We start from the raw sequence: 19,552 nt of genomic DNA, 5'->3' as shown, positions 1-19,552 counted from the left end.
ATGCCTTACTTCTATTTATTCATGGCCGTGCTGGCCGAAACCATCGGCACAAGTGCGCTGCAAGCCAGCCAGCAATTCACCCGGCTGTGGCCTTCGTTGCTGGTGATCGTGGCCTATGCGGTGTCGTTCTACCTGCTGTCGCTGACCCTGCGTTTCATGCCCGTGGGGATCATGTATGCGCTTTGGTCCGGCCTTGGGATCGTGCTGATCGCGCTGATCGGCTGGCTGGTGTTTCGCCAGAACCTTGACCTGCCCGCCGTCATCGGCATGGCGATGATCATTGGCGGAATTGTCGTCATTCAGGTCTTTTCCAACACCACTGTGCATTAGGGCTGGCGTTCGCTGCGGTTGCACGGTATCGCGCGCGCAACCCCAGACAGGACGGACGTTATGGAAATTCGCAACATCGCAATCATTGCCCACGTTGACCACGGCAAGACCACCCTTGTGGACGAGCTGCTGAAACAATCGGGCACCTACCGCGACAATCAGGCCACCACCGAACGGGCGATGGACAGCAACGATCTTGAGCGCGAGCGCGGCATCACGATTCTGGCCAAAGCCACCTCGGTGGAATGGAAAGGCATGCGCATCAATATCGTCGACACCCCCGGCCACGCCGATTTCGGTGGCGAGGTCGAGCGCATCCTGTCGATGGTTGACGGGGTTGTGCTGCTGGTGGACGCCGCCGAGGGGCCGATGCCGCAAACCAAATTCGTCACCTCCAAGGCGCTGGCACTGGGGCTGCGCCCGATTGTTGTGCTCAACAAGGTCGACAAACCCGACGCCGAGCCGGATCGCGCGCTGGACGAAGTTTTTGATCTGTTTGCCTCGCTCGAAGCCGACGACGATCAGCTTGATTTCCCGCATCTTTATGCCTCGGGCCGGTCGGGCTGGTGTGACGCCGAACTGGACGGGCCGCGCGAAAACCTCGAAGCCTTGTTTGATCTGGTCGTGAAACACGTCCCCGCCCCCAAACAGATCGCCGCGCGCGACGAACCGTTCCGTATGCTGGCAACCACGCTGGGCTCTGATCCATTTATCGGCCGTATCCTGACGGGCCGCGTCGAAAGTGGCACCCTGAAGGCGGGCGAAAGCGTTAAGGCGCTGGCGCGTGATGGCAAGCTGATCGAAAGCTTCCGCGTCACCAAAATTCTGGCGTTTCGCGGACTGGGCCAGCAGCCGATTGATCTGGCCGAAGCGGGCGATATCGTCACCCTTGCGGGCATGACCAAGGCGACTGTGGCCGATTCCATCGTCGCACCCTCCGTCACCGAAGCCCTGCCCGCGCAACCCATTGATCCGCCGACCATCACCGTCACATTCGGGATCAATGACAGCCCGCTGGCGGGCCGCGATGGCAAAAAGGTCCAGTCGCGCGTTATCCGTGACCGCTTGATGAAAGAGGCTGAATCCAACGTCGCGATCAAGATTTCCGACACGCCCGGCGGTGAAGCATTTGAAGTGGCAGGCCGCGGCGAACTTCAGATGGGTGTGTTGATCGAAAACATGCGCCGCGAAGGGTTCGAGCTGTCGATTTCCCGCCCGCAGGTGCTGTTTCGCGAAATTGACGGTGTGCGCCATGAACCCGTCGAGGAAGTGACAATCGACGTGGATGATGAATACTCCGGCGCCGTGATCGAAAAGCTGACCGGCGTGCGCAAGGGCGAACTGACCGAGATGAAGCAAAACGGCGGCAAGACGCGGATCATCGCCAATGTGCCGTCGCGCGGGCTGATCGGCTATCACGGCGAATTTCTGACCGATACGCGCGGCACCGGCGTGATGAACCGCGTCTTTCACGACTGGGCACCGCACAAGGGCGCGATCCCGGGGCGGCGCGCAGGTGTGCTGATCTCGATGGAAAACGGCACCTCGGTGTCCTACGCGCTGTGGAAACTCGAAGATCGCGGCAAGTTCTTTATCGGCGCGCAGGAAGCGGTCTATCAGGGCATGATCATCGGCGAACACAGCCGTGAGAACGACCTCGAGGTAAACCCCCTCAAGGGCAAGCAGTTGACCAACGTGCGCGCGTCGGGCACCGACGAAGCCGTGCGCCTGACCACGCCGATCACCCTGACGCTGGAACAGGCGATTGCCTATATCGACGATGATGAACTGGTCGAAGTAACGCCCAACGCGATCCGCCTGCGCAAGCGCTACCTTGACCCGCACGAACGCAAGCGCCAATCCCGCAGCGCCTAATCCATCCGGTCAGCTAGACGCATGGGGCTGGATTGACTACAGTGTCCCTTCGCCCTTTTCACGGTGGAGGTGGCACATTTTTGTTAATCGGTTCCTTATTTGTCTGCTCGCGATCGTCGCGCCCCTGGGGGCGCAAAGCGAGCCCTATGCCTGCCCCGACACGGCCGTCACCGTTGATGCGGGATCGCCCGAGGCTGACCAGGAGGTTTGCGATCTGGTGGCGCGCGCCAGCACCCAGCTTGCATCCTGTTCCCTGGAGATCACCCGCCCATTGACGATCACATTGGCGGACAGCCTGTCGGACGATTGTTACGGCCAGTTCTTTTGTGAAGATGACCTTATCAAGGTGCTCTCGCCCCAGGCCCTCGCCGCGGCTGTCTCGGATGACAGCATCTATCAGGCGCTGCCAGACGACACATTTTTCCAGGGTATTTTGGTGCACGAGCTTGCCCACGCCGCGACGGACGACATGCCCTGCCCGTTCGAGTCTTGTTTGTTGGGTCAGGAATACATTTCCTATGCAATGATGATGCAATCATTTCCCGATGATCAGCGCACCATGCTGATCGAAGAGCGGTTTCAGCGTCAGATCTATCGCGATGAAGTAAGCCTCATGATCCTTGCGATGGCACCCGAAGTCTTTGCCCAGAAAGCGTGGCTGCATTTCAGCCAACGCCCGGATCCTTGCGGGTTCATCGGGCAGATTGTTGATGGCACAGTCTTGCTCGATACCGAACATTTCTGACGGGCTTACTCCTGAACTTCGACGATCATCAATTCGCGTTCGGACGCGCCGCGCGCGTGGTTCAGCGCGGCCTGATATTCGGGCGAATGATAGCAGGCCTCGGCGGCCTCAAGACTGGGGAAACGCGCAACGACGTTGCGGGCGCGCTCAACCCCTTCCAATTGCACAAAACGTCCGCCACGGGCGATGAAGTGCCCGCCATGCGCCGCAATGGCGGGCCCGGCCAGTTCGGCGTATTTGCCATAGGCCTCTGGGTCCGTCACAGTGACATGGGCAATCCAAAGCGCGCTCATCCCAGCACCTTTTCGGCTGCAGCAATAGCGGCCTCGGCGTTGCCGGCATCCTTGCCGCCACCCTGCGCCATGTCCGCGCGGCCACCGCCGCCCTTGCCACCCAGTTCCGCGACAGCGGCGCGCACCAGATCAACGGCAGATACCTTGTCGGTCAGGTCGGTCGTGACGCCCGCTGCAACGGCGGCTTTGCCATCGCCATCGGCGATCAGGAGCACAGCACCGCTGCCCATATCGCCCTTCATCTCGTCGATGATGGCGGGGAGGTCACGCCCCGTGACGCCCTGCATCACCTGCGCCTTGAAGGCGACACCGTTGATTACCCTGGCCTCGACGGGGGCGGCTTTGGCCCCGCCCGACATCGCCAGTTCGCGACGCAGTTGCGCCACTTCATTGGCCAGCGCCTTGCGTTCATCTATCAGCGATTTCACGCGGTCGGGCACATCGGCGACCTGCGCTTTCAGCGCCAGCGCCACCTGTGCCAACCTGTGATCCTGCGCTTGCAGATGGTCCAGTGCGGCCTGTCCGGTCAACGCCTCGATCCGGCGCACGCCCGATGATGAGGCGCTATCACCCAGCGTGACGAACGCGCCGATATCACCGGTCTGGCGCACATGGGTGCCACCACAAAGTTCAATCGAATAGGTCTGGCCATCGGCCCCTTTGCCGGTGTCGGCACGGCCCATCGACACCACGCGCACCTCGTCGCCATATTTTTCGCCGAACAGCGCCTGTGCGCCAATCGCGCGGGCATCGTCGGGCGTCATGATGCGGGTCACAACGGGGGTGTTCTGGCGGATCATGGCGTTTACATCCGCCTCGACTTTGCGCAATTCGTCCGCTGACAGCCCCTTGCCGTGGCTGAAGTCAAACCGCAACCGGTCTGGCGCATTCAGCGATCCGCGCTGCGCCACATGGTCGCCAAGCGCTTCGCGCAGGGCTTCGTGCAGCAGGTGCGTGGCGGAATGGTTGGCGCGAATGCCGGTGCGGCGCGCGTGATCGACGATCAGCTCCGCGCCTTGACCTGCTTTGATTTCGCCATCCGTCACATCGGCGATGTGAATGAACAGCCCCGCTTCCTTGCGGGTGTCCTTGACGACGGCCGCGCCGGTCGCGGTCGTGATCACGCCGGTGTCGCCCACCTGCCCGCCACTTTCGGCATAAAACGGTGTCTGGTTCAGCACGATCTGCACTTCGCCCTTTGCCACCTGATTGACCGGGGCACCATCGGCGACCAGCGCCTTGATCTGGCCTTCGGCGGTTTCGGTTTCATAGCCCAGGAAATCAGTGGCGCCATGGGCATCGACGATATCGAACCAGACGGCCACATCGGCGGTGGCCCCGGTGCCAACCCAGGCCGCGCGCGCCTTTGCTTTTTGATCGGCCATCGCGGCATCAAACCCGTCCGTGTCAACCAGAACGCCGCGGTCGCGCAGCGCATCCTGTGTCAAATCGAGCGGAAAGCCGTAGGTGTCATAAAGCTTGAACGCCGCCGCGCCCGACAGCGATTGCCCCTCCGACAGCCCCGTTGCCTCCTCGGCGAGCAGTTTCAAGCCGCGATCAAGGGTCTGGCGAAAGCGCTCTTCCTCGCCCAGCAGGGTTTCCTCGATGGTGGATTTGCGTTCCACCAATTCGGGATAGGCCGTGCCCATCTGGCGCACCAGTTCGGGCACAAGGCGGTGCATCACCGGGTCTTTGGCCCCCAGCAGATGCGCGTGTCGCATCGCGCGGCGCATGATCCGGCGCAGCACATAGCCGCGCCCTTCATTGCTTGGCATCACCCCTTCGGCGATCAGGAACGACGTAGAGCGCAGATGGTCCGCGATCACACGGTGATGCACGGCCCTGTCCCCGTCGGGATCAACGCCGGTGACATTGGCCGAAGCGCCGATCAGGGCGCGCATCAGATCGGTTTCATAAACGCTGTTGGACCCTTGCAGCAGCGAGGCGATCCGCTCCAGCCCCATGCCGGTGTCGATGCTTTGCATATCAAGCGGTTTCATGGTGCCGTCTTCGAACTGTTCGTTCTGCATGAAAACGATGTTCCAGATTTCGATGAAACGGTCGCCGTCTTCTTCGGGCGATCCGGGCGGGCCGCCCCAGATTTGATCGCCGTGATCAAAGAAGATTTCGGTGCAGGGGCCGCAGGGGCCGGTTGGCCCCATCCGCCAGAAATTGTCGTCCGTAGCGATACGGATGATCCGGTCTTCGGGCACGCCGATTTTCTTCCACAGATCAAAGGCCTCGTCGTCGGTGTGATACACCGTGGTCAGAAGGCGCGATTTGTCGATCCCGAAATCCTTGGTCAGCAATTCCCATGCGAAGGGGATCGCGTCTTCCTTGAAGTAATCGCCAAAGCTGAAATTGCCCAGCATTTCGAAAAACGTCAGGTGGCGCGCGGTATAGCCGACGTTATCAAGATCATTGTGTTTGCCGCCTGCACGCACGCATTTCTGGCTGGTGGTGGCGCGCTGGTATGGGCCGCTTTCAAGGCCGGTAAAGCGGTTCTTGAACTGCACCATCCCCGAATTGGTGAACATCAGGGTCGGGTCATTGCGTGGCACCAACGGGCTTGAGGCCACGACCTCGTGACCTTGTCGTTTGAAATAATCAAGAAAGGTCGAACGGATGTCGGCAAGGCTGGTCATGGCGCACTCTTTTGGTTGGTTGCGCCTGAAATAGCCCTGCCCAATGTCAGTGTCCACAGGGACATGCGAAAAGGGCGCAGCCCGTGCCACGCCCTTTTGCCAGTTTTACCGTTGCGGCGGTGCCTAGACGTCGATCAACGCGTCATCATCGCTGTCATTGGCGGCGATTTTCGGGGCAGGTTCTGCACCATCAAAATCAAGCCCGTGCGCCGCGCGAATCTTGTCTTCGATCTCGTTTGCGATGCCCGGGTTATCCTTGAGGAACACCTTGGAGTTTTCACGCCCCTGCCCGATCCGCTCATCGCCGTATGAAAACCACGCACCGGATTTTTCGACGATCCCCGCCTTGACGCCCAGATCAAGCAGTTCGCCGGTCTTGGAAATCCCTTCGCCATACATGATGTCGAACTCCACCTGTTTGAACGGCGGTGCAACTTTGTTTTTCACGACCTTGACGCGGGTGGCGTTGCCGACAACCTCGTCACGGTCTTTCAGGGCACCGATGCGGCGGATGTCCAGACGCACGGAAGAGTAGAATTTCAACGCATTGCCGCCGGTCGTGGTTTCGGGGCTGCCGAACATCACGCCGATTTTCATGCGGATCTGGTTGATGAACACGACCGTGCAGTTGGTGCGGTGGATTGATCCGGTCAGCTTGCGCATGGCCTGTGACATCAGGCGGGCATGCACACCAACGCTGCTGTCGCCCATATCGCCTTCAAGTTCGGATTTCGGTGTCAGCGCCGCGACACTATCGACGACGATCATCGACACCGCACCCGAGCGCACCAGAGTGTCAACGATTTCCAGCGCCTGCTCGCCCGTGTCGGGCTGCGAGATCAGCAATTCGTCCAGGTTCACACCCAGCTTGCGGGCATATTGCGGGTCAAGCGCGTGTTCAGCATCAACGAATGCGCAAACCCCGCCCTTTTTCTGTTCTTCGGCGACGCAATGCAGGGTCAGCGTGGTTTTCCCCGATGATTCCGGCCCGTAGATTTCAACGATGCGCCCCTTGGGAATGCCACCGATGCCAAGCGCGATATCAAGGCCCAGGGAACCGGTCGAGGTCGCCTCGATGTCGGCCAGCACGTTGTCGCCGCCCAGTTTCATGATCGAGCCCTTGCCGAACTGCCGCTCGATCTGGGCCAGCGCGCTATCAAGCGCCTTTTGTTTGTCTGCTGATTTCTTGTCGGTCATGCTGAGAAGTTCTGCCGTTGCCATGTTTGTCGTCCTTATTCCATGCGCGCCCCAAATCTGCAATCTGTGGGCTGCAATCACTGCTATTGTTCACCTCTTGTTCTTTTCATGAGACCAAAATGAGAACATTACAAGATAAATCTTTCCTGCCCCCACTTTTTCCTCAAGTGGTTAAGGAGTAGTTTACAAAAACGGGGTGTCATGGCGCAAAGCCGAGGGAGTAGTGTTAAATGCTTGTTTTCTGGAGCGAAAAACTGGTGATGCTGGCGGTTCCCAAAACCGGCACAACCGCGCTGGAACGGGCACTTTCGTCAAAGGCGTCAATGGTCGTGCGCGATCCGCCCCTGCTGAAACATGCCCCCGTTTACCGCTACCGGCGATTCCTTCACCCCTATTTCAAGCAGGCCGGCGGGCAGGAGATGGAAACACTCGCCGTGGTGCGCGAACCGGTCGACTGGCTGGGTAGCTGGTATCGCTATCGTTACCGCGACGATCTGATCGGCCACAAGAACAGCACCCGCGACATCAGTTTCGATGATTTCGTGCAGGCCTATATGAAGGGGGCCAAGCCGCCCTTTGCGCAGGTGGGAAGTCAGGCCAAGTTCCTGCTGGACAACGAGGGCGCGATCGGCGTCGATGACCTGTTCCAATACGAACAGCAAGACAAGCTGATCGCCTTTCTGGAGGACCGGCTGGGGATCGAAATTTCCCTGCCGCAAATGAATGTCTCACCCCGGATGACACTGGACCTGTCCGATGCCACGCAGGACAAGTTGCGGCGTAAATGTGCCGATGAGTTCCGCGTCTGGGAGGCAGGGCGGCGATAAGCGTGGTATGCTGCCAGCGTCAGGTTATGGTGGTGATATGAATTTCAATCGACGTGTTTTTCTTGCCGGGTCAGGTGCCTTTGGATTGACGGCGTGCACCGGCGCGCCATCCGCCATGCAGCGCGTCAGCACCAACGGGTTGCCCGCCGATCTGCGCCCCGTGGCGAACGACGGGTTCACCCGCTGGGTCGCGGCGTTTCGCCCGCGCGCGCGCAGTGCCGGTATTTCGTCGGCGACGCTGGACGCGGCCTTTGCCAATGCGGGCTATCTGCCCGGCGTGATCACCCGTGACGGCACGCAAATCCAAACCCGCCGCACCCTTGAGGAATATCTGTCCATCGCCACGTCGGACGAACGCATCAGCAAGGGCCGCGCCGCGTTTTCGCGCCATGCCAGCACCCTGTCGGCGATTGAATCGCGCTATGGCGTTGATGCGCTGATCGTCGCGGCGATCTGGGGGATGGAAAGCCAGTTCGGTGAAAAACGCGGCGAAATCCCGGTGATCTCGTCCACGGCGACCCTTGCCTTTGACGGGCGGCGCGGGGCGTTTTACGAATCCCAGCTGATCGCGGCCCTGCGGATTTTGCAAAGCGGTGATACGACCCCGGCCCGCCTGACCGGAAGCTGGGCCGGTGCGATGGGCCATACGCAGTTTATTCCCACGTCTTATCAATCCTTTGCGGTTGATTTTACCGGTGACGGGCGGCGCGATATTTGGGGCGATGATCCAGCCGACGCGCTGGCCTCCACGGCCAGTTACCTGGCGCGCAACGGCTGGCGCACCGGGCTGCGCTGGGGCGCCGAGGCCGGCACGGGCGGACCATCAGGGCGCAGGATCCAGCCGCAAAGTGGCGGCGTCAGTTTCACGGTGACGCGCAATTTCGATGTGCTGAAAACCTACAACAATTCAGACCTTTATGCACTGGGCGTGGGCCATCTGGCCGACCGGATTGGCGGCGCTGGCCCGTTGCGCGGCAGCTTTCCCCCCGATGCAAACGGGCTTAGCCGCGACGACCGGCTGGCGATCCAGCGGGCGCTGGCGCAGCGCGGTTATGACATCGGCACGATCGACGGTGTGGTCGGCGCGAAAACGCAGGCCGCGATCAGCGATTTCCAGCGCCGTCAGGGGATGGTTGTGACCGGACAGGCAACCCGCGACGTGCTGGCCGCCTTGCGCTAGATCGGCGAACGCCGCGCAGGGCAAAAGTCGGCCCGACGAAAAGGGGGGTGGCGGACAGACAGGGATTCGAACCCTGGAGACGGTCTCCCGCCTACACACTTTCCAGGCGTGCGCCTTCGACCACTCGGCCACCTGTCCGTGGGCTGTCCTTAATCCATGCGGCACGGCAGTTTCAAGGGGCTTTGCGCCAAGCCGGTCAGTTTTTGCGGGTGGCCCACAAGGCCGCAGCCATCAGGCATTCGCCAAGGGCGGCGATCAGGATTGCCGCACTTGCGGTTCCGGCCAGATATGCGGCCAGACCGGTCGCGGCGATCCCGACGAACGACAGGGCAATGCCAAGCGCCACGGCGCGGCGCAGTGGGGTGTCGGGCGCGGATGCGGCGCACCACAAAATAACCGCAGGCGCGATGAACATGGGCGCAGCGCGGCGGGTGATGAACTGCACGCCCATGTCCGCCGCCACGCCGTAGGTCGGCGCATAAGTGGCGGGAAAAAGCAGCAAGATCACAAATAACACCGCGCATATGGCGGCAACGATCCGCGCGACCAAGGCAAAGCTCATGATACCAGATGCATATAGACGCGGCGGTTTTGCTTGCCCTTCTTTTCGATCTTGCCAATGCGCACGCTGCCGATTTCACCGGTAAAGGCGACATGGGTGCCGCCGCAGGGTTGCAGATCGGCGGTATTTTCACCGCTGCCGATGCGGATCAGGCGGATGCGCCCTGCCCCGCGCGGCGGCTGCACGGACAGGGTCTTTACCAGCGCGGGATTGGCGTCAAGCGCGGCCTCGGTGATCCATTCCGCGGTGACTTCGAAATCGCAGGCGATCAGCTTGTTGAGGGTCGCCTCGAGCGTGTCCTTGTCCGCGGGGGCATCGGGCATGTCGAAATCAAGGCGGCCCTTGTCGGCGGAAATCGATCCGCCGGTGACCGGCAGCGGGATCACGACCGACAGCAGATGCAGCGCGGTGTGAACGCGCATCATCCGGTGGCGGCGGTCCCAGTCCAGCGACTGCGTGACGGGTGCGCCGACCGGAGGCAGGGGCGCGGGTTCGGCGGGAACAAGAACGATCGCATCACCTTCGCCCTTGACGGTGGTGGCGATTTCGATGGCACCGCCCCCCATGCCAGCCGCCCGCTGTCGCCGGGTTGGCCACCGCCGGTGGCATAAAACACCGTTTGATCCAGCACGATCCCGCCCTCGTCGGTGATTGCTGTCACGGTCGCGGGGGCATCACGCAGGTAGGCGTCATCGCGAAACAGCGGCGTCGTCATGACGTGCCCTCCGGCGATTTTGGTTTGGGTTTGGGTTTGGGTTTGGGCTTTGCGGCGCCCGACAGCGTTTCGGGGTTGCGCAGCCAGACGTCACGCTGGGCAAAGGGTATCTCGATCCCTTCTTCGGCGAACTTTTTGGCGATGGCGTGATTCATATCGGATTTGATCTTGAGCACCCAATTCACATCCCGCAGGATTGCGCGAATTTCAAAATCAAGCGAGTCCGCACCAAACCCCTGAAAGATGACGTTGGGCGCGGGATTGGCGAGCACAAGCGGATGATCCTTGGCAATATCCAACAGCAATCGGGCAACCAGATCTGTATCGGTGCCATAGGCCACCCCCACGGGCACGATCACGCGACCCACAGAATTGCCACGGGTCCAGTTGATCACCTGCCCGCTGACCAGATCGGCATTGGGCACGATGACGTCGGTGCGATCAAAGGTTTCGATCCGGGTGGAGCGCACGGAAATATCGCGCACATAGCCCATTTGCCCACCAACCTCGATCCAGTCGCCTTCGGAAATCGGGCGCTCGATCAACAAGATGATCCCGGCGACGAAATTGGACACGATGTTTTGCAGGCCGAAACCGATGCCGACCGACAGGGCACCGGCGACAATCGCCAGGCCCGACAGATCAATCCCGGCGGTGGTGATCGCCACAAGGGCCGCCAGGAATATCCCGACATAACCAAGGCCCGACACGACCGCGTTCTGCCCACCGACATCCATGCGCGTCTTGGGCAGCACAGTGGTGCGCAGCGTCCCTTGCAACAGCCGCGTCACGGTATAGCCAACCGCGAAAACGATGGCGAAGGTCAGGAAGCTGGTGGGCGAAATCTGCGTGGCCCCGATCGAAAATCCCTGACGAAAGCGGGTCCAGAGTTCGGTCAGGTCCGCCACCCGCGCGCCCCAGATCAGCGACAGGACAGGCAGGGCCAGCAACAACAGCACAAAGCCGATCAGCACCGGGATCAGCGCATCGCGGCTGCCATCCTCGGCGCGGGTCAGCAGGGTGTAGATGTCAAATACAAGGCTTTGCAGCAGCAAGACAATGCCCAGCACACCCAGCGACATGACAGCCGGATAAAGCAGCATATTCGCCGCTTCGGTATAGCCCAGCACGGCCAGCAAGGGTGCAAGCGCGGCGATGATGACCAGCGCCCGGCCAACCAGCGCGACAAGGCGATCCGTATATGGTCGTGGCGGCGAAGCGTCATCATCATCGGCGGGCACGGGCGCGGGCGCGCCATAGCGCACCAGCAATTGCCCCAACCGGAACAGCATCACCGCAACCAGCACCGCCAGCGGCAACAGCATGACCGATTGCACAGCCGCCGAGGCATCTATCACCGTCAGGAATGACTCAAGCAGGATGCGCGCCCCCAGCAACCACCCCAACGACGTGCTGAGCCAGCGCCCCTGACTGCGGGTCTCGGCAGTGAAATCAAGTGGGGCCACCCCCACCTGCCCGTCCGCATCGGCAAAGAAATGCCCCGACAGCCATCGCGCAAACAGCACAAACAGCGCCGCGAGCGGCAAGACCGCCAGCAGGGCCGCGCCCCGTTGGCCCAGAACCTCAAGCGAATCGACCGCAGCCGTCAGCGCAACAACCCCCGTCAGCGGCAGGACGATCTGGCTCAGGGATATGATGAAATCCCACACGCCACGCCCGCGCAATGACCGCGCCACCACAAGGTTTTGCAACCGCGCGGCCCACTGCCGGCCACGCAACAACAGCACCAGCCCGACCAGCGCCAGCAGGCCCGCGGACGGGGCGGCCTGAACCACCGCCGCACGGCGGATTTCACTGTTCAAGGTGGTGCGGGCCTCGATATAGATCGCCATTCCGCCTGATTTCACCGCCCCCCATGTCGCGCTCCAGTTCTGCGGCATCAAAGGCGAATCATCGCGCGCATAAAGCGCTTCGGCCTGACGATCGCGGATCAGCGTGTCAATTTCACTGATCAGCCCGTTGGCTTGGGTATGCGCTTCCTCGGCGAGGATCACAGGTGCCTGCAAGCGGTCCAACTGGTCATTGAGAACCGCGCGACGCGCGGCGATGGCAGGCGAGTCCTCAATCGGGTCGCCCGCATCGTTGGTGGTCGGGCCAAGGGCGCTGATCTGCGCCGACACGGTTTCGATCCGCGCGCTGTTGACCGATTGGCCCGTAAGAAAGGTATCACGCCAGTCGACCAGTTCGGCGCGCAATTGTTCAAGCGCGAAGCTTGATGCACGCCCGGCCTCCACAGCGGCCTCGGCGCGGGTGGCGACACTGTCCCACGCGCCATAGTCAATGCCCGCGACCTTGCCGCGCTCTGCCACGGTATTTGGTGTCGTGACGGTCGTATCGGCGGGCGTTTCGATGGTCGTGTCCTGCGCGCTGACCTGCAAGGGCAGGCCAAGCAGCAGCCACAGCGCCGCGATACGGATAAAGCGGGCGATCGGCGTCATACGTCCTCGAACACGCCGGGGATGGACTGTGGCGCGGCACTGAGCCAGCCGGGAACGGGCAGACCTTTGTCGCGCAGAAATTCGGGGTTCCACAATTTGGATTGATAGCGCGTGCCGTAATCGCACAGCACCGTCACAATCGTATGGCCCGGCCCCATTTCACGCGCCATGCGGATCGCCCCGGCGACGTTGATCCCAGACGATCCGCCCAGACACAGCCCTTCGTGTTCCAACAGGTCGAACACGATCGGCAAGGCTTCGCTGTCGGGGATGTTGTAGGACATATCGGGTGTGAACCCTTCAAGGTTGGCGGTGATGCGCCCCTGCCCGATCCCTTCGGTGATCGAGCCGCCGTCGGATTTATGTTCGCCCGTGGTATAAAAGCTGTGCAGCGTTGCGCCATCGGGATCGGCCAGCGCCATTTTCACGCCCTTGGGTTGCAGTGCCATACCGACACCGGCCAGTGTGCCGCCCGAACCGACAGCGCAGACGAAACCATCAACCTTGCCGTCTGTCTGGTTCCAGATTTCCGGCCCCGTGGTTTCGAGATGGGCCTGACGGTTGGCGACATTGTCAAACTGATTGGCCCAGATCACACCCTGATTGCTGTCGCGCGCCAGCTTTTCAGCCAGCCGCCCCGAATAGCGGACATAGTTGTTGGGATTGCGATAGGGTGCGGCAGGCACCTGCACCAGTTCGGCGCCGGCCAGGCGCAGCATGTCCTTCTTTTCCTGCGATTGTGTCTCAGGGATGACAATTACCGTCTTGAAGCCCATCGAGGCACCCACCAGCGCCAGACCGATACCGGTATTGCCCGCCGTCCCTTCGACGATCGTGCCGCCGGGTTTCAACTGCCCCTTGGCAATCGCGTCGCGGATGATGAACAGCGCCGCGCGGTCCTTGACCGACTGACCGGGGTTCATGAATTCGGCCTTGCCCAAAATGGTGCAGCCTGTCGCCTCGCTTGCGGCGCGCAGCTTGATCAGGGGCGTATTGCCGACAGTTTCGGCGAGGTCGGATTTAATCTGCATCAGTTTGGCCTTTCTTGCTTGCCTACCTGTCTAGGGGCGCGCAGGTGCGAACTCAAGCGGATGCGCGCACTCCCTCGCGGTTTCGTGCAAGCCAATGGCCCGCGGCGATCAGCGGCAACAGCCGAAACCCGCCCGCCATCAAACGCGCGTCAAACTCTGCCCACGGCAACAGGTGGCTGCGGATATCTTCGTCTTCGGCCACTGCGCCGCCCAAACCGGCGATTCCATCCGGCAGATCGCAAAGGCCGACGAACACATGGAAAAATTCGGTTGTGGTGCCGGGGCTGGGGTAGGATGCAGCCACGGGCAGCAAATCGCGCAGGGTCAGACCCGCTTCTTCGCGGGCCTCGCGGCGGGCGGCGGTTTGAGGGCTTTCACCACGATCAATCCGGCCTGCGATGGGTTCAATCGTCCAAGGGGCATCATCCCCCGCCCCGTAAGCGCCCGCGCGGAACTGTTCGACCACCAGCACGCGGTCGCGCACGGGGTCATAGGGCAGCACAATCGCGCTTTGCCCACCGACGAACACGGCGCGCTCCACGGTTGGGCTAAAGCCGCCGGCGAATTTACGAAATTGCAGATCGTATTCGTCAACGGCAAAGAAGTTTTCATAGACGCGGCGTTGGGCGATGTGGCGCACCGTTTCGGGGGCGGCGTCAAACCCTGCCATCTTGTCGGCGGCGGCGATCAGGTTCTGCGCGCCAAATTCGCTGTGCCATGTGTCATAGTCCCAGAGCACGCCAGGTTCCCACTGCGCGGCGATGGGCCAATAGACTTCGGCCGTGTGCCATGTGCCGCTGGCGTCCATCACGCCGACGTCGCGGCGTCGATACCCGAACAACCCCTCGTAATAATCAAGGCGGGCGTAGTCCTGCGCGCTGAGCCTTGTAAAGCGCAAACCCTGGGCCGCCCCGGCTTTATCGGTCACCAGCAGCGGGAAATTCTGCCCCTTGGCCCACCGCACGCTATGGCCCGTCAGCACCGCCCATTCGGATTCGTAAGGGTCCAGATCGCGCCCCAACACCAGCGTCATCAACGCCGGGTCGCGCAGCGTGCCGAAGATCACCAGCCCCTTTTGCGGGTTCATGTTCAGGAATACCTGCTGCCGATATATTCGGTGATCAGGGCGGCAATCAACGACCCGACGACGAAGGTGCCAAGGACCAGCGGCGTCGCCAGCCAGCCTCCCAGTTCGGCGGCCAGTTCCATGATGCTGATCACCGCCTCTGAGGGGCCATCGTAGCGCTTGTTCAGGGACCGGTCGATCATTTCGATGAAGGAATGGGCGAACAGCGACCAGAAAATGATTGCCGCAAAGGTGGTCAGGCCATAGCCGATGGCCGCGCTTGTCCCGTCACCCGCGCGTTTTCCGGCGATGATCCACCCCATCAGCAGGCCAATCACGGCGTTGATTTCCGCCCACATGGGCGGAACGCGCCCTTCGGGAAACAGCGGTATCGCCAGAAGCGACACATACCAGCAAAGCGGCGCAAACAGGATGGCCGCCGTCAATCGTCCAAAGGTAGGCATGACACTGCTCCTTGTCCCGGCGGTGCCGACCTTCAAGCGGGCCGTGTCACCGTGATCTGTGTTACGTCACAGTTTCCGCTATGAAACGTCCCCGCGCAAGAGGTGAGGTAAAAGTTCCACATCCGGCGGAACCGATCATCGAATCCAAGCGCGGCCACCTGATCCCATTTGGCGTTGAAATCATCGTGCCAGCGGCGCAGGGTCTGGCTGTAGCTTTCGCCAAATTCAATCGAGTGGGCCACGCGCAGCCCCGCCTTTTCAACCTGTTGGCGCAGCACCGTGGGGCTGGGCAGCATCCCGCCCGGAAAAATGTATTTCTGGATGAAGTCCACGCCGCGTTTGTAGACCTCCCAGCGGGCATCATGCACCGTGATGATTTGCAGTGTGGCGTTGCGCCCCGGTTTCAGGCGGTCGCGCAGGGTGTCAAAGTAGACCGGCCAGTATTTTTCGCCCACGGCCTCGAACATCTCGATCGAGGCAACGCCATCATAGGTGCCGGTTTCGTCGCGGTAGTCCTGCAACTTGAAGGTCACCATATCGGAAAGCCCAGCTTTTTCAATGCGATCCGTTGCATAGTTAAACTGCTCTTGGCTGATGGTCAGCCCCGTGACCTTGATCCCGCGCTCGCGTGCGGCGTATTGCGCGAACCCGCCCCAGCCGCAGCCGATTTCCAGCACATGATCACCCGCCTGCGCGCCCATCTGATCAATCATTGAGGCGTATTTCTGTTCCTGCGCCGTTTCCAGCGGCTCTTGTCCGCTCTCGAACTTGGCCGACGAATAGGTCATGGTGTCATCAAGCCACAGCCCGTAGAATTCATTGCCCAGATCATAGTGATAGCTGATGTTTTTACGGGCCTGACGCTTGGAATTGGACTGCAGCCAGAAGCGCAGCTGTTCATAGGCGCGCACGAACCGCTGGCCTGGAAAGCCGTCATACATTTCTTCGGCGTCATCATGCACAAGGTCCATGAAGGCCTGCAAATCGGGCGTTGACCACCAACCGTCCATATAGGCCTCGCAAAAGCCCAGATCGCCCTCGCGGATCAGGCGGGCGAACAGATCGGCGTTATGGACATGCAATTCGGCGACATGGCCCGCATCGCGCCCTTCGGCGCGAAAATGCCGCCCGTCGGGCAGGATCATATCGACGCGCCCACGTGGAATCCGGCGGACCACGTCAAACACGGATGCAAAATAGCGCGGCAGGTTGTCCTGCCCTTGTGTCGTTGTCAGGATCATCCCAACCCCCCAAGTGTGTGGCGCGCAGCCCCCAGGGTGCGCGTGTTTATCTTAATACAAGATACGTGGAAGTCACGGAAAGGGTTTCATTTTTTCCCGATCGGCACAGGGTGACCCAAGGGCAATCAGCCATCACCACGGCTTTGATAGGCGTCAAGCGCGCGTTTGCGCCCCACATCAAGGGCCACCACGGGGGGCGGATAAGGTGCATCGGGGCGCAGGTTCCAGGCGCGCGGAATGGCATCGAAATACGACAGCGCGGTGGCGGACGGGCGCCCATGTCCTTCGGCAATCCAGGCGCGGGTATAGGTGCGGTCGGCGTCGAATTTATCCAGCTGGGTGTCGGGGTTGAAGACGCGAAAATAGGGGGCGGCGTCCGGCCCGCTGCCCGCAACCCATTGCCACCCCATCGCATTGGCGGCCGGATCCCAGTCGATCAGGCAGTCGTCAAACCACGCCTGCCCGATCCGCCAGTGGGTCATCAAGTGTTTCGTCAAATATGACCCGACGATCATGCGCGCGCGGTTGTGCATGGTGCCGGTCACATACATCTCGCGCATGGCTGCATCGACGAAGGGGATGCCGGTGCGCCCCTGTTTCCACGCCACAACATGTTCATTTTCCGTTTTATTCCAAGGAAATGCGTCCCACTCTTCACGCCAGTTCCGCTCCATGATCCGGGGCGTGTGATGCACCAGGTGATAGGCAAATTCACGCCAGACGACCTCTTTGAGGAAATGTTCCGCGCCTGCCTTTCCATCGTGCACCGCGCGCCATCCGGCGTGCCACAGGGCACGCGGCGCAATTTCACCATAGGTCAGGTTTTCCGACAAACCCGAGGTGGCCTCGGCCGCAGGAAAATCGCGCAGGGTTTTGTAATTGGCGACCCGTTCGGCGATGAACAGCCCCAGCCGGTCGCGCGCCGCCCCCTCGCCCACGCAGACATGCCGGGCCAGCACATCGGCCCCGCGCTGCATGTCTGCCCCCATCTGCCAATCGGCCAAATCTTCGGACGCGGGCCAGACATCTGGAAGGGGCAGCGTGGGTTCGGGCAGGCAGGCATCAACATCGCGGTCGCGCACGGCTTTCCACAACGGCGTGTAGACCTTGTAGAATCCGCCGGTCTTGGTTTCCACGGTCCAGGGTTCAAACAACAGGTGGCCATTGAAACTGCGCGCCGCAATCCCGTCGTCTTTCAGCGCCGCCTTGACGGTGGTGTCGCGCGCCTTGGCGTCGGGATCATAAAGGCGCGACCAGTAAACCGCCCCTGCCCCCGTCTGTGCGATCACTTCGCGCAAGACGTCCAGTGCGCGCCCACGGCGCAGGATCAGGCGGCTGTTGTGGCGATGCAGCGATGTTGCAAGGCTGGCGACGGACAAGCCCAAACGGTAACGCGGCGCGGCACCTTGGGTTTCCACGACCTCATCATGAATGAACAGCGGGATGATCGGGCGCCCCGTAGAGGCCGCCGCCGTCAGCGCGGGATGATCGGCCAGCCGCAAGTCGCGGCGAAACCACAAGATAATCGGGGAAGTGTCAGTCACGGTGCGCCTGTTTCTTGCTGCTATAGCTCCTGATCTAGCGCGGTCATCAGTTTGTCCACCTCGGCTGGCGATGTGTAATGGGTGAACGACAGGCGCAGCACGCCTTTGTCGGGGTCCACACCCATGCCCGCCAGCGCGCGCCCCGCGTAAAAATCGCCGCCGCCGGTCATGATCCCGTGTTGTGCCAGCCGCGCCGCCACGCCCTCGCCCGGTTCGGCCAGTTCCAGCGCGATGGTCGGGGCACGGTTTTCCGGTGCACGCGGTCCCAGCAGCCGCACCGCATTTTTCGACGCCAGATACTCCAGCAGCGGGGCCATCAGCGCGATTTCATGGGCGCGCATCAGGTCGTGGGACAGGCGGGCCGCCTGGGCCCCCTGCCCGCCCCCATGTTGGGCCGACAGCGCATCCATGTAATCGGCCATGCCCGCACAGGCGGCAACCTGGGCGTGATCCGGTCCTGCGGGGGTGAACCGCAGAAAAAGGCTGTCACCGTTGAAATGGTGCCCCTGATTGGGCAGGTCCATGCCAAACCCTTCGCGGATCACCATAATGCCCTGATGGGGACCGTAGGTTTTGTAGGCGCTGAACAGATAGACATCACACCCCAGCGCGCCCACATCAGCAAAGCCGTGCGGCGCATAGCTGACGCCATCCACCACCGTAAACGCGCCAGCCGCATGGGCCAGCGCAGTGATCGCCGCAACATCGTTGATTTCGCCCACCACGTTTGAACAATGGGGAAAGCAGACCAGCCGCACCTTTTCATCCAGCAGGTCAGACAGTTTTTCCGGGTCCAGATGGCCGGTTTCGGGGTCGATGCGCCATTCGCGCACTTCGATCCCTTCGTTGGCCAACCTGCGCCAGGGGCCGGAATTTGCCTCGTGATCCTGATTGGTGACCACCACCGCCTCGCCGGGTTTCAACCAGCGGCGCACGGCATTGGCCAGCACATAGGTATTTTGCGTGGTCGAGGGACCGAACGAAACCTCATGCGTTGCGACACCCAGCATCGCAGCCAATCGCGCACGGGCTTCGTCCATTTCCTGCCCGGCCAGGGTTGACGCCGCATAGGGCGCATAGGGCTGCACCTTGCGCTGGCGATAAAACCGCGTCAGCCGGTCAATAACGGGTGCGCAAGCATATGATCCGCCAGCATTTTCGAAAAAGGCCTGTCCCTGAAGCGGGGCCTCGGCGAAAGCGGGAAACTGGGCCCGCACCCATGTAATATCCAAATTCATGAGCGCAGTGTTTCGCGAGTTTGCAACCGAGGTCAAGCAGGACTCCTCCGCGCACGGTGTCAAGGCGTAGCCGCCGTGCATCGACAGGCCGCCCCGCCGGGCTGGCGATTTGGCTGATCCGGGTGCCACGCTCGAGGAAA

General features: G+C 61.5%; 16 protein-coding genes, 1 tRNA gene and 1 pseudogene. 5 read left to right on the top strand and 13 right to left on the bottom strand.

Annotated elements, in window-relative coordinates; all coding sequences use genetic code 11:
* The 3 genes from FTO60_RS06995 to FTO60_RS06985 are packed head-to-tail and all read left to right on the top strand — an operon-like array spanning position 1 to position 2,950.
* Positions 1–330, top strand: coding sequence for a multidrug efflux SMR transporter (locus tag FTO60_RS06995; protein ID WP_148055284.1), 330 nt, complete (start codon positions 1–3; stop codon positions 328–330).
* Between the two features lie 60 nt (positions 331–390).
* Positions 391–2,205 (top strand): translational GTPase TypA, encoded by a 1,815-nt coding sequence (gene typA / locus FTO60_RS06990; RefSeq protein ID WP_148055283.1) that lies wholly within the window; start codon positions 391–393, stop codon positions 2,203–2,205.
* A complete protein-coding gene (locus FTO60_RS06985) occupies positions 2,165–2,950 on the top strand; it encodes a DUF6639 family protein (RefSeq protein WP_368074264.1) in 786 nt (261 codons plus the stop codon). Before typA ends, FTO60_RS06985 begins: the two co-directional genes overlap by 41 nt.
* Positions 2,951–2,955: 5 nt before the next feature.
* Here the strand turns inward: FTO60_RS06985 and FTO60_RS06980 are convergent, their stop codons facing one another.
* From FTO60_RS06980 to recA, 3 genes are all read right to left on the bottom strand, one after another.
* Positions 2,956–3,243 (bottom strand): DUF1330 domain-containing protein, encoded by a 288-nt coding sequence (locus tag FTO60_RS06980; protein ID WP_148055281.1) that lies wholly within the window; start codon positions 3,241–3,243, stop codon positions 2,956–2,958.
* On the bottom strand, positions 3,240–5,888 hold the full coding sequence (gene alaS / locus FTO60_RS06975; protein WP_148055280.1) for an alanine--tRNA ligase: 2,649 nt from the start codon (positions 5,886–5,888) through the stop codon (positions 3,240–3,242). The genes FTO60_RS06980 and alaS overlap by 4 nt, the downstream gene beginning before the upstream one ends.
* Before the next feature lie 123 nt (positions 5,889–6,011).
* A complete protein-coding gene (recA, locus tag FTO60_RS06970; RefSeq protein WP_148055279.1) occupies positions 6,012–7,109 on the bottom strand; it encodes a recombinase RecA in 1,098 nt (365 codons plus the stop codon).
* Positions 7,110–7,315: 206 nt separating this feature from the next.
* Between recA and FTO60_RS06965 the strand changes: the two genes are divergently transcribed.
* On the top strand, positions 7,316–7,912 hold the full coding sequence (locus FTO60_RS06965; RefSeq protein WP_148055278.1) for a gamma-glutamyl kinase: 597 nt from the start codon (positions 7,316–7,318) through the stop codon (positions 7,910–7,912).
* A gap of 37 nt (positions 7,913–7,949) precedes the next feature.
* Positions 7,950–9,092, top strand: coding sequence for a lytic murein transglycosylase (locus FTO60_RS06960; RefSeq protein ID WP_148055277.1), 1,143 nt, complete (start codon positions 7,950–7,952; stop codon positions 9,090–9,092).
* 48 nt (positions 9,093–9,140) lie between these two features.
* Here FTO60_RS06960 and FTO60_RS06955 read toward each other — a convergent pair.
* The 10 genes and pseudogenes from FTO60_RS06955 to FTO60_RS06910 form a co-directional block, all read right to left on the bottom strand.
* Positions 9,141–9,230 (bottom strand) — tRNA-Ser (locus FTO60_RS06955).
* A 58-nt stretch (positions 9,231–9,288) separates the two neighbouring features.
* Positions 9,289–9,654 carry a hypothetical protein gene (locus FTO60_RS06950; RefSeq protein WP_148055276.1) on the bottom strand — a complete coding sequence of 122 codons (366 nt, stop codon included), beginning with the start codon at positions 9,652–9,654 and terminating at the stop codon, positions 9,289–9,291.
* Positions 9,651–10,369: pseudogene (locus FTO60_RS06945) on the bottom strand (alanyl-tRNA editing protein). The gene FTO60_RS06950 and the pseudogene FTO60_RS06945 overlap by 4 nt, the downstream one beginning before the upstream one ends.
* Positions 10,366–12,828 (bottom strand): DUF3772 domain-containing protein, encoded by a 2,463-nt coding sequence (locus FTO60_RS06940; RefSeq protein ID WP_148055275.1) that lies wholly within the window; start codon positions 12,826–12,828, stop codon positions 10,366–10,368. Before FTO60_RS06940 ends, FTO60_RS06945 begins: the two are co-directional and overlap by 4 nt.
* A complete protein-coding gene (locus FTO60_RS06935; protein WP_148055274.1) occupies positions 12,825–13,859 on the bottom strand; it encodes a cysteine synthase A in 1,035 nt (344 codons plus the stop codon). Before FTO60_RS06935 ends, FTO60_RS06940 begins: the two co-directional genes overlap by 4 nt.
* 52 nt (positions 13,860–13,911) lie before the next feature.
* Positions 13,912–14,946 carry an NUDIX domain-containing protein gene (locus FTO60_RS06930; RefSeq protein WP_148055273.1) on the bottom strand — a complete coding sequence of 345 codons (1,035 nt, stop codon included), beginning with the start codon at positions 14,944–14,946 and terminating at the stop codon, positions 13,912–13,914.
* A gap of 2 nt (positions 14,947–14,948) precedes the next feature.
* On the bottom strand, positions 14,949–15,389 hold the full coding sequence (locus FTO60_RS06925) for a TrgA family protein (protein WP_148055272.1): 441 nt from the start codon (positions 15,387–15,389) through the stop codon (positions 14,949–14,951).
* 32 nt (positions 15,390–15,421) lie between these two features.
* On the bottom strand, positions 15,422–16,630 hold the full coding sequence (locus tag FTO60_RS06920; RefSeq protein ID WP_148055271.1) for a cyclopropane-fatty-acyl-phospholipid synthase family protein: 1,209 nt from the start codon (positions 16,628–16,630) through the stop codon (positions 15,422–15,424).
* Between the two features lie 125 nt (positions 16,631–16,755).
* A complete protein-coding gene (locus tag FTO60_RS06915; RefSeq protein ID WP_148055270.1) occupies positions 16,756–18,174 on the bottom strand; it encodes a deoxyribodipyrimidine photo-lyase in 1,419 nt (472 codons plus the stop codon).
* 20 nt (positions 18,175–18,194) lie between these two features.
* Positions 18,195–19,412: an aminotransferase class V-fold PLP-dependent enzyme gene (locus FTO60_RS06910; RefSeq protein ID WP_148055269.1), complete on the bottom strand. Its 1,218-nt coding sequence runs from the start codon at positions 19,410–19,412 to the stop codon at positions 18,195–18,197.
* Positions 19,413–19,552 lie beyond the last annotated feature (140 nt).

It is taken from the genome of Octadecabacter sp. SW4 (genome assembly GCF_008065155.1).
Classification (GTDB): domain Bacteria; phylum Pseudomonadota; class Alphaproteobacteria; order Rhodobacterales; family Rhodobacteraceae; genus SW4.
Note: the sequence above shows the minus strand (reverse complement) of the source record. Positions and strands in the feature narration are given on the sequence as shown.